The organism is Aquirufa sp. ROCK-SH2 (genome assembly GCF_054558315.1).
This window is the reverse complement of sequence record NZ_JBPXKB010000001.1, coordinates 22,109-45,659: the sequence shown is the minus strand read 5'-3', so window position 1 is coordinate 45,659 and position 23,551 is coordinate 22,109. Positions and strand designations below refer to the sequence as shown.

The following is a 23,551-nucleotide window of genomic DNA, read 5'->3' as shown; positions in this document are numbered from 1 at the left end:
AAATGAAAACAACTCAATTAACAGATTTATTAATTGCCTTAAAAGATTTGAAAATTGCTGTCATTGGCGACTTTGCCGTCGATTTTTATTTCCAAGAACAACAATCAACAGGTGAAATATCCATTGAAACCAATAAAGAAGTTTTTTGGGCAAGAGAACCTAAAACTGCCTTGGGTGGAGCTGGAAATGTTTGCAAAAACCTCTCAACATTAGGCATAAAAGCACATGCATTTGGAATCATTGGAGAAGATCTATTTGGCAGAGAAATGATTCATTTGTGCCAAAAAAGCGGCATTAATTCAAATCAATTGAAACAATTGGCTCATATTGATACTGCCACCTATTCCAAACCGATGTTTCAAGGAGTTGAATTGAATCGAATCGACTTTGGAACACAAAAAAAAGAAATCGAAATGGAAACAGATCGGTTAATTGATGCTTTGATCGAACAAATACAAAGCTTTGATTTTGTGGTGATCAATGAACAATTTTTATATCCACTATTGTCGCAAAATGCCCTCATAAAATTGCAAAATGCCTTAGAGGACAAAAGCATACCTGGCATTGCTGACTTGAGGAGTTTAGGAGCAAATGCCAATGATGTGATTTTAAAAGTCAATGAAAATGAATTTGCTAGTTTATTTGCCTTAGATCCCTCCATTTTCGGCAACCCTACTTTATTAGAATTAGAAGTTAAAAAGTGGTGCCAGCAAAGAAACAAAGGTGTTCTTTTAACATTAGGAGCTCTTGGACTCATTTATGCAGACAAAGAAAATTTCCATTGGCAAAAAAGTTTAACATTAAATGGCCCTATTGACACTGTCGGTGCTGGAGATATGGTCGTTGCTGCATTTTGCGCAGCTAAAGCAGCAGGAGCATCCATTGAAATCGCTTGCGAATTTGCCAGCATTTGTGCCAACATTAGCATACATAAAATCGGAGAAACAGGATCTGCGAGTCCTGAAGAAATAAAAAATCTAAACCTAAAAAACAATGAATAAAGCGAATTTACAAGCACTACAACAAGAGATTAAAACGTATACCGAAAGTCATTTAATCCCCTTTTGGACAAAAAGAACCGTTGATAAAACCTATGGAGGTTTTTTGACCCATTTCAATGAATTTGGAGAAGATTCAGGGGAGGATGAAAAATCATTGATTGCACAAACACGTTCTGTTTTTAGCTATTCCCAAGCATATCGTCATGGATTTGGCGGTCCGATCATGAAAGAAATGGCGGAACATGGGGTGAAATTTTTGTTAGAAAAAATGTGGGACGAGGAAAATGGTGGTTTTTATTGGATGTTGAATCGCAAAGGAGAAGCGACTAACCGTCAAAAAATTGGTTATGGACATAGCTTTGCTATTTATTCTTTGAGTGAATATACCTTAGCAACTGGAGATCCGATTGGATTAGAATATGCAGAAAAGGTTTTTGATTTATTGCAAAAATATGCGGTGGATACCAATTATGGAGGTTATTGGGAATTCTTTTCGGACAAATGGGAATTGATGGGAGAAGGTTCACCAGGAGGAGATCGTAAAACATTGGATGTGCACATGCACCTAATGGAGGCATTCACTACCTTGTACGAGGCTAGTGGCAAAGAAGTGCATCGCAGAAAATTGAAAGAGTCGATTGATATTTTAATCAGTAAAGTAATGCACCCACAATACGGAACAGGAGTTCCACAATTTTGGGCGAATTGGGATGTGGCACCACAAATCAAATTTGATATTGTTTGGGGTTGGGACCGCTTTGCTGAAGGTGGTCAAAAAGCTTCTGCCATTGACAACACTTCTTATGGACATAATTCTGAATTTGGTTGGTTGTTGATGCATGCCTTAAAAGTGGGTGGCTTTAATGTAAATGATTACATGGATTCCTTAAAAAAGGCCTTCTATCATTCCATGGAAAATGGGATCGACTGGGAATATGGAGGAGTTTATGTTGAAGGATCACATGAAGGGCAGGTTTATGACAAAGAGAAAGAATTTTGGCAACAAGCAGAAATGCTTATTGGTATGCTAGATGCCTATTTATTGACAAAAGACGAAAAATTTGTAAAAGCTCACGAACAAGTACATCGTTTTGTCTTCGATAAAATGATCAATTACAATACAGGAGAATGGTGGCCATTGATGACAAGAGAAGGCGAACCCATTTGGCGACATATGTCTCATTCATGGAAAATAAATTACCATAATTTACGTTCCATGATATTGAGTTATGAGAAGTTAGGGCAGATTATTGCTCAATTATAAAAAATCGGAGCCTTTATTATCCTGATAAAGGCTCAATTAAATCAAATAGCCAATGAAAACTCTTACCCTATTATTCGCATTCTTATTTTGCAGTTTTTCCATTTGGGCTCAAAACAAACCGGAAAAACAAGCTTTTTTATTGAATACACTTCAAACCTATTTTAACAAAACAAGGTCATCGAGTGAGGAAGCAAGAAAAATGACAGGTAAAAAAGTAGGAGAAAACGAGGCTATTCGTAGTTTCAGTATCAAAAATGATAGTTTAATCATATACTTCTTTGACCCTTTGGACCTTATTTCGCAAGGAGCATATAGAGATACAACAATTATTCCAATCGCAGATATTGAACGATTTGAAATTTTGAAAGGTAAGAGTCCAGACGGGCAATTAGGACTTGGTCTGTCTTTTATTAAGCGACAATTAAAACCTTTAGACAAAAAATTAAATAATCAAACTGCAGCGATTGATATCATAAGCGACAAGGATTTAGCGAACGTGAATGCCGGGAATGTTAGTCAAAAGTTGATTGGACAAAGTTCGGGAGTAACGGTTGGAGGAGATGGTAGTCCTGGATCCACAGCAATGGTTCGAATTAGGGGATTTGGTTCCATCAATTCAAATAGTCCACTCTATGTGGTAGATGATGTACCTGTCAGTGCGAATAATATTAATGCCATTAATCCAAATGACATTGAATCTGTCAACATTTTAAAAGATGCTTCTGCCACAGCCATTTATGGTGTAAGAGGTGGAAATGGAGTAATCGTCATCAAAACAAAAAAAGGCGGATCGACTAAGCCGTCCATCATGGAAGATATCAGCGGAGACATTTCATTGCCATATACTTTATGGATTTGGGGCAAAATGGCAAGAACCTTTCAAAAAGCTAATTTGGAGAAGGAATTACAAAAGGTGGTGGAATGAGGTAAGAGGTAAGAGGTAAGAGGTAAGAGGTAAGAGGTAAGAGGTAAGAGGTAAGAGGTAAGAGGTAAGAGGTAAGAGGTATTGTATATCTTATTTCCAGAAATAACTTTCATGAAAGAAAAGGCGAATTCTTAAAAGGAAAAAGCTGATTAAAAATCCTAAAATCAATCCAACAAGGGTAAACAAAATTTTACTTTTTACGATGGGTTTGATGGGAGAAAAAGGATATTGAAGTATGGTAAATAAGGTTTTTGACGAAGAATTCATAAAGCGAAGCGTTTCAAGATTTTTTTGAGCCTCTCCATACGCAATCATCAACATATTTTCTTTTACAGAATTACTTTTCGCATCTACTCGATCTTTCTGTAGAACTAAACCCAATGCTTGATCATTAATTTCTGCCGATTTCAATTGAGTTTGGTATAATAAATTTCTTAAACTATCAACCTTTTTTTCAAGGACAAATAAATTTTTTGAAGAATTAGCATTATTCTCAAACTGATAAAATTTGACTAATTCTTGATAGAGACTCGTTGTAAAATTGATAGCTAATTCTTCATGTACAGAATTAAACGCCAATGTGATGATACCACTTTTTTTATCAAATGAGGGCTGCAATAGACTTTCAGATTTGCCCACAATCTTATTTAAAATAATTTTTAAAACTTTTTTTTCTTGAAAATTCAAATTTTCAAATTTTGAATATGGTTTAAATCGGATATTTTTCAATTGATTGATCGCCGTATCATTGCTCGCTTCCCACTTAGAGCGAAAATGATAAACATCTAAGAAGTGATTAATAAACAGATCGGATTTATTCTTTACAACAGTAGTGGTAAAAAGCACATTTATGAGTAAGGTTTCAGATTTTATTACTTCGACGGTTCTCTCCAACGGACTTCCTGAAGGATTTGAACCTCCACCCAACAAATTAGACAAGTTGGAAATGGAAGCAAATGTACCATTCATATCAGATTTAATTGAAAACAATAATTCAGATCGAAAAGTTGGTTCTGAGAATTTGGCATAAAAAAATCCTCCTGTTCCAAATAAACAGGCCATTGCCAAGACTATCAATTTGTATTTTGATAATAGTCTGAAACTTTTTTTCAATTCCAGCATCAAATCTAAATCTCCTTCCATCTCTGCGTATCTATTTACTTAACGTATGCTTGAATTAAGGCTAATGCCGTAAAAATACTGATTACCTTAGAAGTCAATTTTTCCCAATCAAATGGCTTATCATTATTTGACTTTTCTTCCTTTGGAACTTTCAACCTTAACCCAATTGTATCTCCAGGATTCAACTTGGGATACTTTCTAATAAAAAATACTTTTGAAGTTTTTGTAACTTTCCCTGATTTAGATAAAACAAATAGGCTATTCCGATCGGCATTTGCTTCAAATCCTCCAGCAAAATTATTTATGTACCATTTAGCTGTACTTTTGCCATGATAAGTAATAAGAATGCTATTTTGTAAATCACTAAACAATTTGGTTCCAGTTAAATTTATTTTTACGGTATTATTAATTAACCCAACAGTTATTTCATCATTGGGCCGCAGAATTGGATCTTTAAATAATTCTCCGGAATTATTGATTGCTTCAAGTGCAGAAAACACAATATTACCCTCCCCTTTTCTCGATAGTACGATATTATTTATATCTGAAAATTGAGTAAAACCTCCCGCATCTTGTATTAATTCAGAAAAAAAGTATTTATCCTTTTTAATTAAATAAGGACCTGGAAATTTAACTTCACCGGTGATTGTTAATAAATCTTGAAATCTTGAATTTTGGATTTTACGAACCACAATGATATCAAAAGGTTCCAGACTGAAATTAGGCAAATTTTCTACCTCATAATTATCATTTAAATCTAGTTTAATAGAAACTCGACTAATCTGATTTCCGTTAAATACGACTCGAAATAAATCGACATTGTTCAAATCTGCCAATAAACTCTTTCCTTTAGCTAAAATAAACAAATCCCTAATGGACATTGAAGTGTCAAATCGTGTTGCATACTCTGCATTCACTTCACCCATGATTCTAATGCTTTTATCAAACTCATAATCCGCTTTATTTAGTACGATTAACTCATCACCTGGAAGCATTTTAAACTGCTTACTATTATCTAAATCAAGAGGAATATAAGTTGTTTTTTTAGGTAAAAAAGGGTTGTTTCTTAATACATAAGCAGAATTAGAAGCCCCACTTTTTAACCCTCCTGCTAATTCAATTGCATTTTCTAAGAAGATTGTGTCATCAAATCGAAAACTTCGAGAAAATGGACTTCTAACTTCTCCTGAAACACTTATTTTAAAAGCATCCGTAATTTGAGATTTATCGAATATGAATATTTCATCCCCTTTAATAAGCTGAAAATCAAGATCAGAATTTAATATGGAATTCAAATTAATGGGAATAGCCTTTTTTGTATTATCAAAATTATCACGATAGATAAAAGCATAATTCAAATTTGCCTCAGGAAGAAATCTGGCTTTTTTAATTAAATTTTTTAACGTTTTGGTAGAATCAAAATCAAATTGCCCTGGATAATAAAATGCACCACTTGCTATAACAAAGTCTTTGATAGGTGAGTTTAACTTTTTAAATCGAACAATATCACCATTTTGAAGATGTACCTTTTTTGTTAAAATCAAATCGTTTAAGGCATATTCATTTAAAATGGTTTGATTATTTTCAATTCTAACAATTTGAACGATTTCTGTAAAAGTAGTACTAGGTAAGCCTCCAGCATACTTAATTAATTCATTCATTCCCTCTTTCTCATTTAATTCAAATCGCAAATTTCGATTTACAGCCCCTTCTAGTCGAATAATTTTTTTGGATAAAGGAACATAAATGACATCGTTATTTTGCAGAAAAAAATCAAATTGGCTAGAAGGATTTTCCAAGAAAGCATACACATCAAAAGTTGTTGTCTTTCCATTACGAATCAGCTGTATATTTCGAATACTCCCTAAAGAATTAGGCCCACCAGCAACGGCAATTGCATTTAAAACAGTGTTTAAACCAGACAAACTATAAATGCCAGAATTATTTACTTCTCCAAAAATATTAACTGTAACTTGGCGAGCAGATTGAATAGTTAATGCAAATTGATCAGAATTAAACTGATAATAGGAAGAAAAACGATTTAATAAATATGCCTTTGCTTGTTGTAGTGTTAAACCTTTTAAAAACAATTTTGGCATAGAAGTGGGTTGAATATACCCATCTATATTAATTTCATACAGAAGATCAGCCTGTGATTTACCAAAAATCAATACATTTATTTTATCCCCCGGCCCTAAAACATAAGAATTTGGAGGGCTTACGTCCTTTAAATTCAAATAATTAGAAATTTTACTTTTTTCAAATAAATCATGCCCGTAGATTCCAGTCATAGGAAAATCTATTGTTTGAGCGGTATCTTTCACAGAAGTTTTGGCAACTCTAAGATCTTTCTCCAAAGTTGGGGTCGGAACTTCAGAAGGCATTTTAGCAGTCTGAACTGTTCCATTTTCATTTGAAATTGAACCTGATACGGGTTTTTGTTCAATTCCCTTGGAAACTTTGCTTAACTCTAATTCCTGAACTACGTTTTGAATTAAAGATTTATTCTGCAAAATATAATCCACTTGAGTGTTGTTAACATCAAATCCTTTTGCCTTTAAAGCCGTGAGAAATTCCTCTTCCGAAATCCCTTTTGAAGAAAGATAGACTTTAGCCGAATTGATATTTTGAAAACTGATATTCTGAGCAAAAAAATTTTGAACATTCCCCAATAATAACACACATATAACACACAGAATTCTAAAATGCTTCATTTAATTTACTTTAATATTTTATCGAGGAGAAAATCAATCGCTGACCAAAAAAAATCGGCAAGAAAATCCAAAAAGGAATCATACTTCCTTTTGAGGAAAAGTATCAATTGCGGAAACATACATTTTTATAATTTAAAACAAGTAGAAACAATGCTCAAAAAGACAAAAACTAAACTCAAGAAACAATAAAAAAAGTGTGTTTTAAGTGACATTCACATAGTATTTATTATTTGCCCATGTTAATGAATGATTTCAATTTAAAGTAGGTAGCCTGGGTTATTTGATAATAAACAAATCGACGATCTTCGCTAGCAGATACCCGAATTACAGCATTTTTGATTCTATATTGATCCAAAATAAATTTATTGATATTCCGAATAAATTTAGATCTTAGTTGTCGCTGTATTTCATACGATTTTTTCTCGATATGCAAAATTTCATTGAGTGTGAGTGTTGAACACAGGTAATTAGGCCCGCTGTCTAATATTAATTTCAAAAATTCATCAAAATACATCGGTTTTCTGATTGGCCTTCTTACCTCCGCATAAAATATGATTCCCTTTTTGAAAATGACAAAAAAAACAAAAACAAAAAATACACTCAAAAAAATCACTAAAATCAAGTATTGAATATCACTCATATGAATATTAAACAAGGATTCTTCAGGTAAATCTGAAAAATAAAATCGATTTAATAATTTATGTTCCTCATCAAGTAAATACAAGACATTCAAGTCTGTAAATAAAAAATAACTAACATTTCCATCTTTAAAAAGCACCACTTTGTTTCCAATAAAATCATTTTTATTGAAATCTTTGTGCAACTTAATCTTTGATACCAATACATACTTATTGGGCTTAGCCTCAATTAATAAATCCCCATTGTCAAAATTAATTTTCTTTTTTACCTTCAAAATTGGATCTTCCCAAACATGGAAATTAGCTTTCCCAGATTCAAAAAAAAGTGTAAAAGATGCGATTAAAAGTAATAATCTAAAATTCATGCTTTTCATAACGTTAACAGATTAATGAATTCGAATTTTATATTTTTTGGGAGCACGAAAAAATATATGTGAATTTATTGAGTGATTTTCACATGTTATCCTCCAAGAAATTTATTAAACGGAAATGATGAATGAGGTAAGAGGTAAAAGGTATGAGGTAAGAGGTAAAAGGTAAGAGGTAAAAGGTAAGAGGTAAGAGGTAAGAGGTAAGAGGTAAGAGGATCTTTTCTCTTTTCTCTTTTCTCTTTTCTCTTTTCTCTTTTCTCTTTTCTCTTTTCTCTTTTCTCTTTTCTCTTTTCTCTTTTCTCTTTTCTCTTTTCTCTTTTCTCTTTTGTCTTTTCCTTACATTTCATTCCCTCTCAGGATAATCTTTCTGATACTTTTTAAATGATCAATTGATTCTAAAGGATTTTTATCTAAAAGCAAGAAACTTGCTTCTATACCAACTTGGATACTCCCCCAGTTAGCCGATTCATTAAAAAATAAAGCAGGGTGATAAGTTGCTGATTTCAAAATAATGTCGTTAGTAACTCCCCATTTTTCCCAAATTTTCATTTCCTCTAACATTCCAGTTAAACCTCCCAAATCGCTCCCTACTAATAAGGGACTTTTGTTTTCAACTAATTTATTGAAAACCAACTCGAGCTTTGTTTGATAGCTTGAATCCACTTTGGCTACTTTTAGGAAATAATTCAAAGTTGGACAATTAAATACACCTTTCGATAATCCAACCCAATGATCTACATTTTTCAAATTGATAGTTTGAATATATCCACCCAAATGCTCTATACTTTTAAAGGAAGTTTTCAAAACTGTTTCCATGGCTACATTACTTGGAAAATGACCAGCTACAATCATTTGATGTTGATCAGCCTTTTTCATTATATTCAAAAAAGTAGATTCATCCGCTACACTAAACAACTTAATAAAATGATATCCTTGTTTTTTAACGCCCGTAAATAAACTATCCAGTTGTTGCTCTGTATACCGGTTCTCTCGAGTAATAATAAAACTTGTATAAACTCCGGGAAATCCCCTACGGTATTTCTGTTGATTTTTAGTTAAATGGTCTTGTGGGTCCTCCTCTGAATTCATTACTCAAATTTGCGTCACTCCTGCCTTCAAACTTGTCTTCAGGAGGGAATCAAGTTGATTATTGACAGTTAAATGCACGTGCATATCTGCCAGACCAGGCATTAGATATTGCCCTTTGGCATCTATTATTTTAATTCCTCGAACTTTTTTGATTTTCGAAAATGGAGCTATTTGAATAATTTTCCCAGCTTTTATTCTTACACTTTTCCCTTCGATTTTACCGGCTACATGCATAGGAATAATTGTAGGATTTTTAATGATTAGATCTTGTCCGTAAATAATGTTGGAAATGCAGATAGCAAGTAAGATGTAAATGGCTTTTTTCATTATTAGTGTTTTTTTTAGGTAAAATGTTTGAGGTAAAAGGTAGGAGGTAAGAGGTAAGAGGTAAGAGGTAATAGGTAAGAGGTAAGAGGTAAGAGGTAAGAGTTCCTTTTTCTTAATGATTCTTAATTTCTTAATGTTAAAAAAAAGGAAACTTTAAGTTCAATTAGTTATTAGTTGTTAGTTATTAGTTGTTAGTTATTAGTTGTTAGTAATTAGTTGTTAGTAATTAGTTGTTAGTAATTAGTAATTAGTAATTAGTATTTAATTCTATTACCTATTACCTATTACCTATTACCTATTACCTATTACATATTACCTATTACCTATTACCTCTTACCTCTTACCTATTACCTATTACCTATTACATATTACATATTACCTATTACCTCAAATCTCTTTTCTATCTTCTATCTTCTGACAAAAAAAAGCGCCCCTTTGCAGAGGCGCTTTAAAATCTGATGACCTACTAGGATTCGAACCTAGAAAATCAGAACCAAAAACTGATGTGTTACCTTTACACCATAGGTCAGTACCAAATCGAATGCAAAAATAAGACCTTGAACTTAAATTATCAAATTATAGCGTCAAAAAAAATGAATTATTTTGATCACAAAGACCTCAAGTCCTCATTATCAGTCTAATAAATTGAATCTGACTGAGTAATTATTCTAACTCCATGGAGGAAACTAGCGCCTCAGCATGGATTTTACGCACTAAACCTTGTAATACTTTACCAGGACCACACTCGATAAATTCCGTCGCGCCTGCAGCCACCATCTCTTCTACCGATTGCGTCCAACGAACAGCACCTGTTAATTGTGCTATTAAATTCGCTTTAATCGTCGCTGGGTCTTGAGAAGGTTTCGCATTAACATTTTGAAAAATAGGACAAATCGGCTGATGAATTTCTGTTGCCTCAATGGCAGCTGCCAATTCAATTCTAGCTGGCTCCATAAATGGAGAGTGGAAAGCACCACCCACTGGTAAAGGCAAAACTCGCTTAGCTCCTGCTTCTTTCAATAAGACGCCTGCCTCCTCAATACCTGAAATACTTCCAGAAATCACCACTTGACCAGGGCAATTATAATTTGCTGCAACTACCTTTTGATCAAATTTCGAACAAATGTCTTCAATTTGAGCATCTGACAATCCTAAAACAGCAGCCATGGTACTAGGCTCTATTTCACAAGCTTTTTGCATTGCCAAAGCTCTTTGATAGACCAATTTCAATCCATCTTGCCATTCTAAACCACCCGCTGCTACTAAAGCTGAAAATTCTCCTAAAGAGTGTCCTGCTACCATTCCTGGTTGAAAATTCTTACCCAATTTGGCAACTAATACAGAATGCAAATAAATAGCAGGCTGAGTCACTTTTGTTTGTTTCAATTCTTCGTCTGAACCTTCAAACATAATTTTGGACAAAGAAAATCCCAATATTTGATCTGCCTCATCAACGATACTTTTTGCCAAAGAAAAATTCTCATAAAGATCTTTTGCCATCCCTGAAAATTGAGAACCTTGCCCTGGAAATATATATGCTTTCATTTTTTATTGATTTTATTTTCGCACAAAGATAATTTAAAAAGCCTAATTCTTACAAATTCAGCTAATACTGCATGTTTTACCCCATAAATACCTATTTTTTGCAACGAAATCATATCCAACATCCAAGAAGCTTTTGGGGAATAAAAAAATGATTCGAAAAGGCTGAAAATACCATTTTGAAAATTGCATCAAATACTTGATGGCCGAAGATTTAATATACAATTGATTTTCTGCTACCACTTTCAAAGTATCCAATTTCCATTGTTCACTGGGGACTTTTTTTTCCCATTGAAGGCATTCTTGACTTCCTTGAAAATGAATTTCAACCGGAATGGATAACATACGCTTCAATAGCTTGGATGAAAAGCGACAAAAATTACAATTCCCATCAATCGCTATCTGAATGTTTTTCATCGTACTAATTCAATCCAACCTTTCATGGATTTATTTTGATTTGTTGTATCTAGGATGTCAAAAACAACCTCACAAGTATAGAAATAAGTGGAAGAAGCCATTTCATTGCCGTCTTTATCCTTTCCATTCCAACCAAAACCCTTTAAATCTCCCGTATACTCATAAATCAATTGCCCATATCGATCCACAATTTTACAGGTAACCAAGGTCACAAATCTTGGACAACGCAATGGCAACCAAACATCATTTTTATTATCCCCATTGGGACTGAAAATATTTGGTAAATCAAAATATGGACAATTTTCTACACAAATAGTTTCACTCTTCGGACTTTCTTTACCAGCCTTATTGATTGCCGTGACATAATAACAACCTCTAAAACCATCCGATTTAATATGTGCCTTTTTCAAATCACTGGTTTGAGCTACTAAAGTAAAGGAACTAGTAGAATTTTTTGCATAATAAATCTTGTAACCTAACAAATTGGGGTCACAATCTCCTGAAATAGTGGGCACCCAACTTAATTGATTGGTATAAGTTGTAAAGTCACAATTTAAAGAACCATTTAAAGCCTCACAATCTGGTGCATAAACAGTCAATTTCGGTGCACATGGATTCAATACAGGAGAAATTACACCCCCTCCACCAGGTGTTCCACCACCACTACCGCTTCCTCCACCGGATCCACCAGAGCCGCCGCCGCCACTATTACTCAATAATTTGTAACATAAAATCGGAGAAGCATTGATCAATTGCATGACAGGAAAACCTTCTCCATAAGAGCCTAATGTTTCAACATAATAACAATAATTGGTGTCCTTTTTAATGGTGAAATCGAATTTACCATCCAAGTCGAAATTATCTTTCCCATCGTCTTTGTACAAATAGGTATTCGATCCTGCGACAGAAACATCTGCAATTCTGTTGAATTTTCCTGAACCTCTTGGATATTCTCGATATACACGATGTATCTGGTAATCATTCGACCAAGGAACATCGCTCAACCAAGATAATGAAATAGCATTTTCCTGTGCTTGACCAATTAAATAGACCGTACTCGCTGGATTAGGTGTATCCAATAAAACATATTGATTGTTTTGTGAATAATAAAAATCCACTTTGTATCGATAAATTTTACTATCAGTATTAGCTGTTTTATCTACAAAACTTGTATCATTTTGAGCAGGATAAATTTTAGCCGGAATAAAATCACCCACTTGAACAAAATCCTCACTAACAACACCTTCCGCTCTTAAAACTCGATAACGATAAGGTCCACGATAAATGGAGGTATCTAATTTGATTGGCCTTGTCCAACGAACAAGAATTTCCCCGCCTATCGCTGCCGTTTTCATGACAGAGACATTGGTCATTAAAGGGGAAGAAGTCGGAATAAAAATACAAGTTGAATTTGAAAGCGGACTAACGTCTCCACTTCCTTTGGAATTGGTAAATTCTACCAAAGCAACATAGATATAATTGGTGTTTTTTGCGAATGGAATATTTCCATTTAAATCTTCAAATTGATTGGATGTTACATCTACTCGACCAATTTCTGTAAAACCGAATTGTGTCATTCCTGTTTCACAAGATTTTAGTTCGATGGGTGCACATGGTCCTTGCTTTCGATAAATTACAATTTTGGCATTGGGTAATGCACAGGTATATGCGTCCCATTTGAGTGTAATCGCACTTTTTCCAATAGAAATACTGGAACGTAAATTTTTAATGGCTGGGGCAATGACCTTAATTTTCCAAATTTTACTATCAACCAATCGGTCAATATAAACTGTAGGAGGAATATCTGTTACTTTAAAAAATACATCATAAGCCTCTTTTCGAATATGTACACAAGAAGTTTGCCAGTTAAAAACACCAGAAGCAGGACTTACCTGAGCGGGTCTGGATACAAAAGTTGCGTAAGGCGGTTTTACCGCATAAACAGTATCAATTTGATAAACATTGCCTGAACTCGTAATTGTTAATGGATCCAAACGACCTGTTTTGGAGGCTTGATCAATTGCAGTAATCGTAGTAGAAATATTGGCTCCGGCTTGTACGCAGACATCTGCTGGCACTGTCAGTTTAGGACCTTTATTATCGAGGTCCTTCACTTCAATTTGCATATCTCGAACGGTTTCTGAAATCTTGATACCATTTCTCCATTCCTCTACAATAAAAGCACAATTGTATTTACCTATTTCTTGTGGTGAATCCCAAATTAAATCGCCTGTTCTTGAATTGATGGTAAAGGAAGAAACTAAGGTTGGATTACTGACCGCTAAATTGGGTTGCACAAATCCAGGAGCCATATCTCCCCTACCCAATGCCGTACACGATTGATAATCTCCTGTTTTTGAAACAGTTAAACGATAGGCTAAACTATCACCCTCTGCATCTACTGCGTTGGCATTGTGAATAAAAGGTTGGCCTACAACGGCGGTCAAATCAACCGCTGGATTCAATAATAAAGGCGTCGAATTTTGCCCTAAACCTGAATTAATGGAAAAAGTTGTTTCTACATAAAAAGGTACATTGACAGATCGATCGATGTTTCGAACGTTTTCATTTCTATTGGGAATGGCTACAGATACTTTATACGAAAGTGCAGGTGCGGGATATGTATATTGCACTTTATACAAATTTTTCATGGTTCCATTTCCAATGGAAATAGGTGTTCCACAACAACGAGCAGCTTTTACGATACCAGAACCATCTCCAAAACAAAAGTTCACATCTATTTGATCTCTGTTCGCAGGATTATCTTCCGTGTAAGTAGTTAAAGTAAATTCAAAAGTTAAGGTTTTGTTTGAAATACGCTTCACCGTTATTTCTCCCCCTTTCAAGTGGGTAGCTAAGCTTGTAAAAGAATACAAACTAAAAATTAGGGTAATAAATAAAAAGGCGGAAAATTTCTTTAAAAGCGGCATAAAACAATTTTGCATATCTGAAAGTTAATAATGAATTAAAGAAAAAATCAAAAAAAACAGATTTTTTATTCGATTAATTTGATTGACAGCTGTTTCGATTGTAGTTTTGATACCAAAATTTCAAAGGCAAATCTAAAATTGTCACTCAAAAAATTTATTTAAACTATTTATAAATAACAATTCTCTATGGCTTGGTTAGCAAAATCACTTAACTCATCCCTTGGAAAAAAGCTCCTTATGGCTATCACAGGCCTATTTTTAATTAGCTTTTTGGTTATCCACTGCGGACTAAATGCAACAATCTTTTTAAATGATGGAGGTGTTACTTTCAATGAAGGAGCTGAATTCATGGGTACTAACCCTTTGATTCGTACGATGGAAATCGTTTTGTTCGTTGGATTAATTTATCACATTTTTGATGGTTTAAGCTTATGGTTGGAAAATAAAAAGAAACGTCCTGTAGCTTATGCGGTGATTGATGGAAAAGCGAACAGTACTTGGTACTCTCGTTCAATGGGATTATTAGGAACTTTATTATTGTTATTTTTAATCATCCACTTAAAGCATTTTTGGTATTTCTCTAGATTAACTGATGGTTTAGAGAGCAAAACATTGTACCAAGAAATGCAATTGGTATTTGAAAGCCCTATCGTTGTAGCCATCTATGTATTAGGTTGTATTTCATTAGGCTACCATTTATTACATGGTTTTCAAAGTGCATTCCAAACTTTAGGATGGAATCACCCAAAATATACTCCAGCAATTAAAACTTTTGGCGCTGCTTATGCGATCATTGTATCGATCGTTTTTGCTGCAATGCCGATTGCTTTACATTTTCATTTGATTAAATAATTCCTCAGCCGATACGATTGATATGACAAAGTTAGATTCAAAAATCCCAGAAGGCTCATTAGCTGAAAAATGGACCAAATATCGTTCCAGTGTTTCTTTGGTAAATCCTGCGAACAAACGTTCTTTAGAGATAGTCGTGGTTGGTTCAGGATTAGCAGGTGCTTCGGCAGCTGCCTCTTTAGCCGAATTAGGATATAAAGTAAAAGTATTTTGCTTCCAAGATTCTCCCCGCCGTGCACACTCAATTGCTGCACAAGGAGGTATCAATGCTGCAAAAAATTATCAAAATGATGGTGACTCAGTTCATCGTTTATTTTACGATACCATTAAAGGTGGCGATTACCGTGCAAGAGAAGCAAACGTACATCGTTTAGCTGAAGTTTCCAGCGGAATCATAGACCAATGTGTGGCACAAGGAGTTCCTTTTGCTCGTGAATATGGCGGATTATTATCCAACCGTTCATTTGGTGGAACGCAAGTTCAACGTACTTTTTATGCTGCTGGTCAAACAGGTCAGCAATTATTGTTAGGTGCTTATTCTGCCTTACAACGCCAAGTGGGTATGGGTAATGTCGAGTTATTCACTCGCCATGAAATGTTAGACGTGGTGGTTATTGACGGTAAAGCACGTGGTATCATTGCTAGAGATTTAGTGAGCGGTAATTTAGAGCGTCACTTCGGCCATGCTGTTTTACTTTGTACTGGTGGATACGGAAACGTATTTTACTTATCGACCAATGCCATGGGGTCGAATGTGACTGCAGCTTGGAAAGCACACAAAAAAGGAGCCTATTTTGCTAACCCTTGTTACACACAAATTCACCCTACTTGTATTCCTGTTTCAGGAGATCACCAATCGAAATTGACATTGATGTCAGAATCATTGAGAAATGATGGTCGAATTTGGGTACCTAAAAAGCAAAATGACACTAGAAAAGCGAATGAAATTCCTGAAGAGGAGCGCGATTATTACTTAGAGCGTAGATATCCTGCTTTTGGAAATTTAGTTCCTCGTGATATTGCTTCTAGAGCAGCCAAAGAAAGATGTGATGCTGGCTTTGGTGTTGGTGCATCCAAAATGGCAGTTTATTTAGATTATGCTGCTGCAATTATTCGTTATGGTAAAGGAGAAGCCAATAAAAGAAATATTCATCATCCATCGGATGAAGAAATTCAATTGATGGGAAAAGAAGTTGTAAAAGAAAAATACGGCAACTTATTTGATATGTATAAGCAAATCACAGGAGAAGATCCTTATGAAGTGCCTATGCGTATTTATCCAGCTGTTCACTACACCATGGGTGGACTTTGGGTTGATTACAACTTAATGACTTCAATCCCAGGTTTATATGCCTTAGGAGAAGCGAATTTCTCTGATCACGGAGCGAACAGATTAGGAGCATCGGCTTTGATGCAAGGATTAGCAGATGGTTATTTTGTAATTCCTTACACCATCGGAGCATATTTAGCTTCTGAAATTCGTACCAAAGCAATTCCAACTGATTCCGCAGATTTCGTTGCTGCTGAAAAAGAAGTAAGTGATAAAATCAATCAATTGATGAATATCAAAGGAACTAAGCCTGTTGATTATTTCCACAAAAAATTAGGAAAAATCATGTGGGATAAGTGTGGTATGGCACGTAATGAAAAAGGCTTAAAAGAGGCGATTGCTGAAATTCAAGCTTTACGTAAAGAATTTTGGAGTGACGTTAGAATACCTGGCGAAGTGGATAATTTCAATCCGGAATTGGAAAAAGCGGGTCGTGTTGCAGATTTCTTGGAATTAGGAGAATTGATGTGTATCGATGCTTTGAACAGAAATGAAAGTTGTGGTGGTCACTTCCGTGAAGAATACCAAACAGAAGAAGGAGAAGCTTTACGTGATGATGAAAAATACGCTTATGTGGCGGCATGGGAATACGAAGGTGAATCTAAATTCAATTTACATAAAGAAGAATTGAAATTCGACAATATTAAAATAGCTCAAAGATCTTATAAATAATTCGATAAAATGGAAGGAAATTTAAACCTTACGCTTAAAATTTGGAGACAAAAAAATGCCAATACAGCTGGGAAGTTTGAAACTTACCAAGTTAGTGGCATTTCCGAAGATATGTCATTTTTAGAAATGATTGACGTATTAAATAATCGTTTAATCGAAGAAGGAGATGATCCAGTAGCTTTTGATCACGATTGTAGAGAGGGAATTTGTGGTATGTGCTCTATGTACATCAACGGACGCCCACATGGACCTAACAAAGGTGTAACAACTTGTCAATTACACATGCGTAGTTTCTCAAATGGAGAAACGATTACCATTGAACCATGGAGAGCGGGTGCATTCCCGGTCATCAAAGATTTGACGGTGAATCGCTCTGCTTTTGACCGTATCATTGCGGCAGGTGGATTTATCTCTGTCAATACAGGAAATGCACAAGATGCCAATAATTTACCGATACCTAAAGATGATGCAGACGAAGCATTTGCTGCAGCTGCATGTATTGGCTGTGGAGCTTGTGTAGCTGCTTGTAAAAACGCTTCTGCGATGTTGTTTACATCCGCAAAAGTATCGCAATTAGCTTTACTTCCTCAAGGTCAAGCAGAGCGAAGCAAAAGAGCATTAGCGATGGTTGCTCAAATGGATGAAGAAGGTTTTGGGGCTTGTTCTAACACAGGCGCTTGCGAGGCTGAATGTCCAAAAGGAATCTCTATTGAGAACATTGCACGTATGAATCGCGAATATTTTTCTGCGACACTTACTTCCAAATAATTCAAACAGGCCCCTGTCTCACGCAGGGGCCTTCTTATCATTTTGTTTCAAGAACCCACCCATTCCAAATCTGCTCAACATCCCAACTCTCAAGGTTGGATAGAAGTGGTTTGTGGATCTATGTTCTCTGGAAAAACCGAAGAATTAATCAGAAGGCTTAAAAGAGCTAAAATTGCTCAATTGCAAGTAGAAATTTTCAAACCAGCCTCTGATATTCGCTATCATGAAGAAGACATTGTCTCTCATAATCAAAATTCCATTCGCTCAACTCCTGTATTAAGTGCCAGTGAAATTCTACTTTTAGCCGGCGATTGTGATGTGGTCGGATTAGATGAAGCACAATTTTTTGATGATCAAATAGTTGAAGTTTGTAATACCCTGGCCAATCAAGGAAAAAGAGTCATCGTTGCAGGGCTTGATATGGATTTCAAGGGACTTCCATTTGGATCCATGCCTTCATTGATGGCAATTGCTGAATATGTAACGAAAGTTCATGCTGTCTGCGTTCAATGCGGAGGCGTTGCCAATTATTCCTATCGTACTGTAAATCAAAATCAAACTGTTTTATTGGGGGAAATGGATTCCTACGAAGCAAGATGTAGAACATGTTTTAACAAATCAGCTGTTTAATGCCAAAAGATCTCAGCTATAAAAAGGTTTTTCAACGGATAAAAGCCAAAAAACCAAAAGATTTAGATCAACAATTTCACCAAGCCCATGAAGAGGTTTTTGAAAATTTGGATTGCCTTACTTGTGCGAATTGTTGTAAAACAACGAGTCCCATGTGGAATGAAACAGATATTCAACGGGTAGCTAAGTTGTTAAAAATGAAGGTTTCCGACTTTCTAGATCAATATTTAATCAAAGATTCTGATGGCGACTGGGTTTATCCCAACAGTCCTTGCCCCTTTTTATCAGACGACAATACTTGCCAAATTTACGAGCATCGCCCCAAGGCATGTAGAGAATATCCTCATACGAATCGAAAAAATATGATGGGCATTATGGGCTTAACTGCAAAAAATGTGCTGATTTGCCCGGGCGTAGCAAAAATCATGGAAAAGCTGGAGAGGAAGTATTGAGGTAAGAGGTAAGAGGTAAGAGGTAAGAGGTATGAGGTAAGAGGTATGAGGTATGAAGTAAGAGTTTTCTCTTTTCTCTTTTCTCTTTTCTCTTTTCTCTCTCCTCTCTTCTCTCTTCTCTTCCTAGAATAAAAATCAATCGCAAAATTTGAATTTAAGGCTAAATTTAATGAAATTCGCATTCCAAATTAATTGAAGAAAATGGCAGTAACAGAAGAATATTTAGGTATTGATGTAGGTGGAACGGGAGTTAAAATGGGAATTGTTCATCCAGATACAGGACAAATAAATAATTTTCAAAGTTATGATACTGCCACTTGGCGTGAATCACATCATTTTTTAGATCGTTTAGCAGATGCAATTGCCTTACAACTGTATCAGCATAAGTCGGTAAAAAAAGTAGGAATCGGCCTTCCAGGCATTCTTACCAAAAACCGTAGAACATTAATCGAAATCACTGCTATCCCTGAAATTGACGGTGCAAACATGATTGACATGTTGGAAAAAAGATTTCCAGAACATCAATTTTTCATGGAAAATGATGCTAATGCAGCAGCATTGGGAGAATTCTATTTCTCACCAGAAAAATCGACCATGCCTGAAGATTTTATTTTTATTACATTGGGAACAGGAGTTGGAGGCGCTGCGGTGATCGATCGTAAAATCTTTTTGGGAGGTGATGGCAATGCCATGGAACCCGGTCACGTTCCTTCCAGAAATGGTAAAGTATTAGAAAGAAATGTGGGAAAAAAAGAACTTCTTCAATTAGCTACCAAAATGCGTGCCGAATACAAAGGATCTACGGTTTTAGCAGCTGATGGCACCATCTCAACTACTGCTTTAGTCGTTGCGGCAGAAGAAGGTGATGAATTAGCTTTAGCTGTTTGGAAAGAAGTTGGTGAGATGTTGGGTGATATGTTGGTAAGTCTAATTCGCGTTCTAGATATTAAGAATATTTTTATTGGTGGCGGATTATCAGCTTCCTTTGATTTTATTTTACCAAGCATTACTGAAAGACTAAACTATTGGTTGACTCCCGCTTATTTAGAAAAATTAAGCATCAAAAAAGCATTATTGGGAAATGATGCAGGTTTGTTAGGAGCTGCTTCTTTGTGTTTTTAAAAGAAAAAAATCCAAAAAACTGGATTAATTTATAATTTTTAGAAGAATAAATAAGTATTTTACAAAAAAATAATTTTTAAGTGCAATTAGATTTAAAATTTGTTTGACAATTTAAGTTTTAATTCTAATCTTTGCATCGTTTTTGAACCCCAAAATTTTTATAAAATGGCAGATATTGCAGAAAAAGTAAAAAGCATCATCGTTGAAAAATTAGGAGTAGAGGCATCTGAAGTTACTCCAGAGGCATCTTTCACTAACGATTTAGGAGCTGACTCATTAGACACGGTTGAGTTGATCATGGAATTTGAAAAAGAATTCAACGTATCTATCCCTGACGACCAAGCTGAAAACATCCAAACTGTAGGCCAAGCCATCACCTACTTGGAAGAGAACGCAAAGTAATCAAAACACGATAATAATAATGTCAATTGGTAAATGGTAGAACTGGAAGAACATTCTTCATCATGTTAACCTTACGAATTGACATTTTTTATTGAATCAAGCTTAAATTAAAATTTAAAAAATGGAGTTAAAACGAGTTGTAGTGACGGGTCTTGGAGCCCTTACACCCATCGGAAATACAGTGTCAGAATTTTGGAATGGATTATCAACCGGCCAAAGTGGTTGTGGACCTATCACCAAATTTGATGCTGAAAAATTCAGAACTCGATTCGCCTGTGAAATTAAAAATTTCAAGGTTGAAGACTTCATCAATCCAAAAGAAGCCCGCAAAATGGACCCTTTCACTCAGTATGCAGTTGTTGCATCTGATGAAGCCATTGCTGATGCTGGTTTTGACATGGAAAAAATCAACAAAAATAAAGTTGGTGTTATTTGGGGATCAGGTATCGGAGGTTTAAAGACTTTCGAAGATGAAATGATTTATTTTGGCAAAGGAGATGGTACTCCCAAAATCAATCCATTTTTTATCCCTAAAATGATTGCCGATTCTAGTTCTGGACAAATTTCAATTAGAAATGGATTCAGAGGACCTAACTACGTTACCGTATCCGCTTGTTCCTCTGCGAACAACGCCATCATTGATGCCTTTAACTATATTCGTACAGGTAGAATCAATGTATGTATAACAGGAGGCTCAGAAGCACCTGTAACAATTGCTTCCGTAGGTGGATTTACTGCCATGCACGCAATGTCAACAAGAAACGATGATCCCGCAACCGCTTCTCGCCCTTACGATGCAGATCGTGATGGATTTGTAGTAGGAGAAGGTGCAGGAGCAATTGTCCTAGAAGAATATGAGCATGCAAAAGCTCGTGGAGCAAAAATTTACGCAGAATTAATTGGAGGTGGTTTCTCATCAGATGCCCACCACATTACAGCACCACATCCAGATGGATATGGAGCATTATTATCCATGATTGATGCATTGGAAGATGCTCAAATCAAACCAGAAGAGGTTGATTACATCAATACTCATGGAACTTCTACTCCTATTGGAGATCCTCAAGAATTAAAAGCAATCTTAGATTGTTTCGGAGATCATTCTTACCAAGTAAGTATTTCTTCCACTAAATCGATGACAGGACATTTATTAGGTGGTGCAGGAGCTGTAGAGGCTATCGCTTCTATCCTTGCTATTCAACACCAATTTGTTCCTCCAACCATCAATTGTCAAAACCTTGACCCTGAAATTGATCCAAAATTGGACTTAACATTAAATGTTGGTAAATCTCGTAAAATTGATATCGCATTGAGCAATGGATTTGGTTTTGGTGGACACAATGCAACTGTAATCTTCAGAAAAATATAGCTTATGATATCTTCTCTTTTACAGGGATTGGGCCTTGTGCGCTTAGATGCAAGAGAGAAGTTTCTTAAAAAATCTGTCAAGCATTTGATAGGAGAAAATCCTTCTAATCTACAATTATATCGATTAGCCTTTCTTCATTCATCTGCATCAAAAGATAGCATTGCTAAATCATACAAAGAATCGAATGAACGATTAGAATTTTTAGGAGATTCTGTCCTAGGAGTCATTACTGCGACATATTTGTTCAAAAAATTCCCTTTTAAAGACGAAGGTTTTTTGACTGAAATAAGATCAAGAATGGTTTCAAGAGATTCACTGAATGTATTGGGCCGAAAAATTGGCTTAGACACCATCATTGAACACGAAAACCAAAGAAAAACATCCTTATCTAGATCAAGTATGTACGGGGATGCATTGGAAGCCTTTGTTGGGGCTGTTTATCTTGATAAAGGTTTTGCCTTTACCCAAAAATTCATCATTAAAAAAATTCTCACTCAATATTTCGATTTAGAAACCGTTGTTCAAAACAACCCTAATTTCAAGTCTATTCTTATAGAATGGTCGCAGAAAGAAGGCAAAAAAGTGATTTTCAATTTGGAGGAGGAAGGAGTTCACCACAATAAAGAGTTTACCGCTATTATTACTTTAGATGATGAAAAAATTGCGGAAGGAAAAGGATATTCCAAAAAGAAAGCAGAACAAACCGCAGCCATGAAAGCCTGCGAAGCACTTAATCTAAAATAATTTCACATGAAATCTCCGAATATTTTTCTTCATTATTGGGCAAATAAAGACTCAGTAATGACCTTCCAAGATATTTTAGGGCAAGAAATCCAAACTGAAATTTTAGACAAAATTCAAGTAGAGATTCAACGCCAATTAAATTCAAATAAACTTCCTGAAATTTTTCCTTGTTTCGATTGGGAAAATGAGCGTTTTGTTGAACGTTGGGAAGCGCTTTCAAAAACATTGGTTCTACAAGTTCAATTACCTCAAGAAATATGGGAAAATTGGATCAATGATCTTCTAAATGAAGAGCCCATTTCCATGAATGAAATTGCCTTCAATCCATTTGAAGATCCTCAATTTGCCCATTTTACACAAAATGAGAATATTGACCCTTTCCTTTCTGCAGAAGTTTATTTCCAAAAATTGGATGAATTGGAAGAGATGGAAGAGATGGAAGAGAGAAGAGAGGAAAGAGAAGAGAGAAAAGAAGATATTAGTGAAGTAAGAAATGAAGAGAATGTGAACAATGAGCCAAAAAATATATTAGAGCAATTGCAAGCTGCTCCAGAAGAAAAGTTTTTTGAGACCATTGCAGTTTCTAATAGCTCGTTAAAAAATTTGGTAGAAAGTAAAATGACAGAGCAACTGTCAGAAACAATCAGCATCAATCAAAAAATCCAATTTATCTTACAACTATTTGCAGGTGATTCTGATAAATTCAATGAATTAATTGAATTTATTGATCAAGAATCCAATGCATCTAATTGGCAAAATGAGTTGAATCAACGCTATATTTCTTACCAAAATCAAGATAATTTAGAGGCTTGGAAAGACCTCTATCTACTTGTCCAACGAAAATTCAATTAGTTGATTTTCTTTATCAAT

The 23,551-nt window shown here is 35.2% G+C and carries 22 protein-coding genes and 1 tRNA gene; 13 read left to right on the top strand and 10 right to left on the bottom strand.

What is annotated here, in order from left to right:
• Positions 1 to 2 precede the first annotated feature (2 nt).
• Genes V7S79_RS00205 through V7S79_RS00195 form a run of 3 tightly spaced genes read left to right on the top strand, consistent with a single transcriptional unit; the run spans position 3 to position 3,190 of the window.
• Complete coding sequence (locus V7S79_RS00205; protein ID WP_459488329.1) at positions 3 to 1,001, top strand: bifunctional heptose 7-phosphate kinase/heptose 1-phosphate adenyltransferase; 999 nt, start codon at positions 3 to 5, stop codon at positions 999 to 1,001.
• Entirely contained in the window at positions 994 to 2,265 is a 1,272-nt protein-coding gene (locus V7S79_RS00200; protein ID WP_459488327.1) for an AGE family epimerase/isomerase, read from the top strand. The genes V7S79_RS00205 and V7S79_RS00200 overlap by 8 nt, the downstream gene beginning before the upstream one ends.
• Positions 2,266 to 2,317: 52 nt before the next feature.
• Positions 2,318 to 3,190, top strand: coding sequence for a TonB-dependent receptor plug domain-containing protein (locus V7S79_RS00195; protein WP_459488325.1), 873 nt, complete (start codon positions 2,318 to 2,320; stop codon positions 3,188 to 3,190).
• 90 nt (positions 3,191 to 3,280) lie between these two features.
• Here the strand turns inward: V7S79_RS00195 and V7S79_RS00190 are convergent, their stop codons facing one another.
• The 10 genes from V7S79_RS00190 to V7S79_RS00145 all read right to left on the bottom strand — a co-directional run bounded on the left by V7S79_RS00190 (position 3,281) and on the right by V7S79_RS00145 (position 14,355).
• Positions 3,281 to 4,333 (bottom strand): Wzz/FepE/Etk N-terminal domain-containing protein, encoded by a 1,053-nt coding sequence (locus V7S79_RS00190; RefSeq protein WP_459488324.1) that lies wholly within the window; start codon positions 4,331 to 4,333, stop codon positions 3,281 to 3,283.
• Positions 4,334 to 4,347: 14 nt separating this feature from the next.
• On the bottom strand, positions 4,348 to 7,026 hold the full coding sequence (locus V7S79_RS00185) for a polysaccharide biosynthesis/export family protein (RefSeq protein WP_459488321.1): 2,679 nt from the start codon (positions 7,024 to 7,026) through the stop codon (positions 4,348 to 4,350).
• 226 nt (positions 7,027 to 7,252) lie between these two features.
• The gene (locus tag V7S79_RS00180; protein WP_459488319.1) at positions 7,253 to 8,038 is read right to left on the bottom strand and encodes a hypothetical protein; all 786 of its coding nucleotides are present in this window, start codon (positions 8,036 to 8,038) and stop codon (positions 7,253 to 7,255) included.
• An 86-nt stretch (positions 8,039 to 8,124) separates the two neighbouring features.
• On the bottom strand, positions 8,125 to 8,382 hold the full coding sequence (locus V7S79_RS00175; RefSeq protein WP_459488316.1) for a hypothetical protein: 258 nt from the start codon (positions 8,380 to 8,382) through the stop codon (positions 8,125 to 8,127).
• Complete coding sequence (locus V7S79_RS00170; protein WP_459488314.1) at positions 8,372 to 9,124, bottom strand: amidohydrolase family protein; 753 nt, start codon at positions 9,122 to 9,124, stop codon at positions 8,372 to 8,374. The genes V7S79_RS00175 and V7S79_RS00170 overlap by 11 nt, the downstream gene beginning before the upstream one ends.
• Positions 9,125 to 9,127: 3 nt before the next feature.
• Positions 9,128 to 9,451: a hypothetical protein gene (locus V7S79_RS00165; RefSeq protein WP_459488313.1), complete on the bottom strand. Its 324-nt coding sequence runs from the start codon at positions 9,449 to 9,451 to the stop codon at positions 9,128 to 9,130.
• A gap of 458 nt (positions 9,452 to 9,909) precedes the next feature.
• Positions 9,910 to 9,980 (bottom strand) — tRNA-Gln (locus V7S79_RS00160).
• 134 nt (positions 9,981 to 10,114) lie between these two features.
• Complete coding sequence (fabD, locus tag V7S79_RS00155) at positions 10,115 to 10,996, bottom strand: ACP S-malonyltransferase (RefSeq protein ID WP_459488311.1); 882 nt, start codon at positions 10,994 to 10,996, stop codon at positions 10,115 to 10,117.
• Positions 10,997 to 11,053: 57 nt separating this feature from the next.
• Positions 11,054 to 11,410 carry a thiol-disulfide oxidoreductase DCC family protein gene (locus V7S79_RS00150; RefSeq protein WP_459488309.1) on the bottom strand — a complete coding sequence of 119 codons (357 nt, stop codon included), beginning with the start codon at positions 11,408 to 11,410 and terminating at the stop codon, positions 11,054 to 11,056.
• Complete coding sequence (locus tag V7S79_RS00145; RefSeq protein WP_459488307.1) at positions 11,407 to 14,355, bottom strand: T9SS type B sorting domain-containing protein; 2,949 nt, start codon at positions 14,353 to 14,355, stop codon at positions 11,407 to 11,409. The genes V7S79_RS00150 and V7S79_RS00145 overlap by 4 nt, the downstream gene beginning before the upstream one ends.
• 171 nt (positions 14,356 to 14,526) lie before the next feature.
• Here V7S79_RS00145 and V7S79_RS00140 point away from each other — a divergent pair, with 171 nt between their 5' ends.
• The 10 genes from V7S79_RS00140 (at position 14,527) to V7S79_RS00095 (ending at position 23,533) form a co-directional block, all read left to right on the top strand.
• Positions 14,527 to 15,192 carry a succinate dehydrogenase cytochrome b subunit gene (locus V7S79_RS00140; protein WP_459488306.1) on the top strand — a complete coding sequence of 222 codons (666 nt, stop codon included), beginning with the start codon at positions 14,527 to 14,529 and terminating at the stop codon, positions 15,190 to 15,192.
• Positions 15,193 to 15,214: 22 nt separating this feature from the next.
• Positions 15,215 to 17,194 (top strand): fumarate reductase/succinate dehydrogenase flavoprotein subunit, encoded by a 1,980-nt coding sequence (locus V7S79_RS00135; protein WP_459488305.1) that lies wholly within the window; start codon positions 15,215 to 15,217, stop codon positions 17,192 to 17,194.
• Between the two features lie 9 nt (positions 17,195 to 17,203).
• Positions 17,204 to 17,962, top strand: a complete 759-nt coding sequence (locus V7S79_RS00130; RefSeq protein WP_459488304.1) for a succinate dehydrogenase/fumarate reductase iron-sulfur subunit — start codon at positions 17,204 to 17,206, stop codon at positions 17,960 to 17,962.
• Between the two features lie 42 nt (positions 17,963 to 18,004).
• Positions 18,005 to 18,592, top strand: coding sequence for a thymidine kinase (locus tag V7S79_RS00125; RefSeq protein WP_459488303.1), 588 nt, complete (start codon positions 18,005 to 18,007; stop codon positions 18,590 to 18,592).
• Positions 18,592 to 19,044 carry a YkgJ family cysteine cluster protein gene (locus tag V7S79_RS00120; protein ID WP_459488302.1) on the top strand — a complete coding sequence of 151 codons (453 nt, stop codon included), beginning with the start codon at positions 18,592 to 18,594 and terminating at the stop codon, positions 19,042 to 19,044. Before V7S79_RS00125 ends, V7S79_RS00120 begins: the two co-directional genes overlap by 1 nt.
• Positions 19,045 to 19,245: 201 nt before the next feature.
• Positions 19,246 to 20,166, top strand: coding sequence for an ROK family protein (locus V7S79_RS00115; protein ID WP_459488299.1), 921 nt, complete (start codon positions 19,246 to 19,248; stop codon positions 20,164 to 20,166).
• Positions 20,167 to 20,331: 165 nt separating this feature from the next.
• Positions 20,332 to 20,568: an acyl carrier protein gene (locus tag V7S79_RS00110; protein ID WP_092019417.1), complete on the top strand. Its 237-nt coding sequence runs from the start codon at positions 20,332 to 20,334 to the stop codon at positions 20,566 to 20,568.
• A 121-nt stretch (positions 20,569 to 20,689) separates the two neighbouring features.
• On the top strand, positions 20,690 to 21,937 hold the full coding sequence (gene fabF, locus V7S79_RS00105; protein WP_459488297.1) for a beta-ketoacyl-ACP synthase II: 1,248 nt from the start codon (positions 20,690 to 20,692) through the stop codon (positions 21,935 to 21,937).
• 3 nt (positions 21,938 to 21,940) lie between these two features.
• Complete coding sequence (gene rnc / locus V7S79_RS00100; RefSeq protein ID WP_459488295.1) at positions 21,941 to 22,681, top strand: ribonuclease III; 741 nt, start codon at positions 21,941 to 21,943, stop codon at positions 22,679 to 22,681.
• A gap of 6 nt (positions 22,682 to 22,687) precedes the next feature.
• A complete protein-coding gene (locus tag V7S79_RS00095; protein ID WP_459488293.1) occupies positions 22,688 to 23,533 on the top strand; it encodes a hypothetical protein in 846 nt (281 codons plus the stop codon).
• Positions 23,534 to 23,551: the final 18 nt, after the last annotated feature.

What these genes read in the sequence shown, in the direction of transcription:
- V7S79_RS00185 (WP_459488321.1), bottom strand. Translation starts at nt 7,026, where the DNA reads ATGAAGCATTTTAGAATTCTGTGTGTTATATGTGTGTTATTATTGGGG.
- V7S79_RS00205 (WP_459488329.1), top strand. Translation starts at nt 3, where the DNA reads ATGAAAACAACTCAATTAACAGATTTATTAATTGCCTTAAAAGATTTG.
- V7S79_RS00130 (WP_459488304.1), top strand. Translation starts at nt 17,204, where the DNA reads ATGGAAGGAAATTTAAACCTTACGCTTAAAATTTGGAGACAAAAAAAT.
- V7S79_RS00115 (WP_459488299.1), top strand. Translation starts at nt 19,246, where the DNA reads ATGGCAGTAACAGAAGAATATTTAGGTATTGATGTAGGTGGAACGGGA.
- V7S79_RS00135 (WP_459488305.1), top strand. Translation starts at nt 15,215, where the DNA reads ATGACAAAGTTAGATTCAAAAATCCCAGAAGGCTCATTAGCTGAAAAA.
- V7S79_RS00170 (WP_459488314.1), bottom strand. Translation starts at nt 9,124, where the DNA reads ATGAATTCAGAGGAGGACCCACAAGACCATTTAACTAAAAATCAACAG.
- fabF (WP_459488297.1), top strand. Translation starts at nt 20,690, where the DNA reads ATGGAGTTAAAACGAGTTGTAGTGACGGGTCTTGGAGCCCTTACACCC.
- V7S79_RS00175 (WP_459488316.1), bottom strand. Translation starts at nt 8,382, where the DNA reads ATGAAATGTAAGGAAAAGACAAAAGAGAAAAGAGAAAAGAGAAAAGAG.
- V7S79_RS00165 (WP_459488313.1), bottom strand. Translation starts at nt 9,451, where the DNA reads ATGAAAAAAGCCATTTACATCTTACTTGCTATCTGCATTTCCAACATT.
- V7S79_RS00195 (WP_459488325.1), top strand. Translation starts at nt 2,318, where the DNA reads ATGAAAACTCTTACCCTATTATTCGCATTCTTATTTTGCAGTTTTTCC.
- V7S79_RS00120 (WP_459488302.1), top strand. Translation starts at nt 18,592, where the DNA reads ATGCCAAAAGATCTCAGCTATAAAAAGGTTTTTCAACGGATAAAAGCC.
- V7S79_RS00180 (WP_459488319.1), bottom strand. Translation starts at nt 8,038, where the DNA reads ATGAAAAGCATGAATTTTAGATTATTACTTTTAATCGCATCTTTTACA.
- V7S79_RS00200 (WP_459488327.1), top strand. Translation starts at nt 994, where the DNA reads ATGAATAAAGCGAATTTACAAGCACTACAACAAGAGATTAAAACGTAT.
- V7S79_RS00095 (WP_459488293.1), top strand. Translation starts at nt 22,688, where the DNA reads ATGAAATCTCCGAATATTTTTCTTCATTATTGGGCAAATAAAGACTCA.
- rnc (WP_459488295.1), top strand. Translation starts at nt 21,941, where the DNA reads ATGATATCTTCTCTTTTACAGGGATTGGGCCTTGTGCGCTTAGATGCA.
- V7S79_RS00110 (WP_092019417.1), top strand. Translation starts at nt 20,332, where the DNA reads ATGGCAGATATTGCAGAAAAAGTAAAAAGCATCATCGTTGAAAAATTA.
- V7S79_RS00190 (WP_459488324.1), bottom strand. Translation starts at nt 4,333, where the DNA reads ATGGAAGGAGATTTAGATTTGATGCTGGAATTGAAAAAAAGTTTCAGA.
- V7S79_RS00150 (WP_459488309.1), bottom strand. Translation starts at nt 11,410, where the DNA reads ATGAAAAACATTCAGATAGCGATTGATGGGAATTGTAATTTTTGTCGC.
- V7S79_RS00140 (WP_459488306.1), top strand. Translation starts at nt 14,527, where the DNA reads ATGGCTTGGTTAGCAAAATCACTTAACTCATCCCTTGGAAAAAAGCTC.
- fabD (WP_459488311.1), bottom strand. Translation starts at nt 10,996, where the DNA reads ATGAAAGCATATATATTTCCAGGGCAAGGTTCTCAATTTTCAGGGATG.
- V7S79_RS00145 (WP_459488307.1), bottom strand. Translation starts at nt 14,355, where the DNA reads ATGCAAAATTGTTTTATGCCGCTTTTAAAGAAATTTTCCGCCTTTTTA.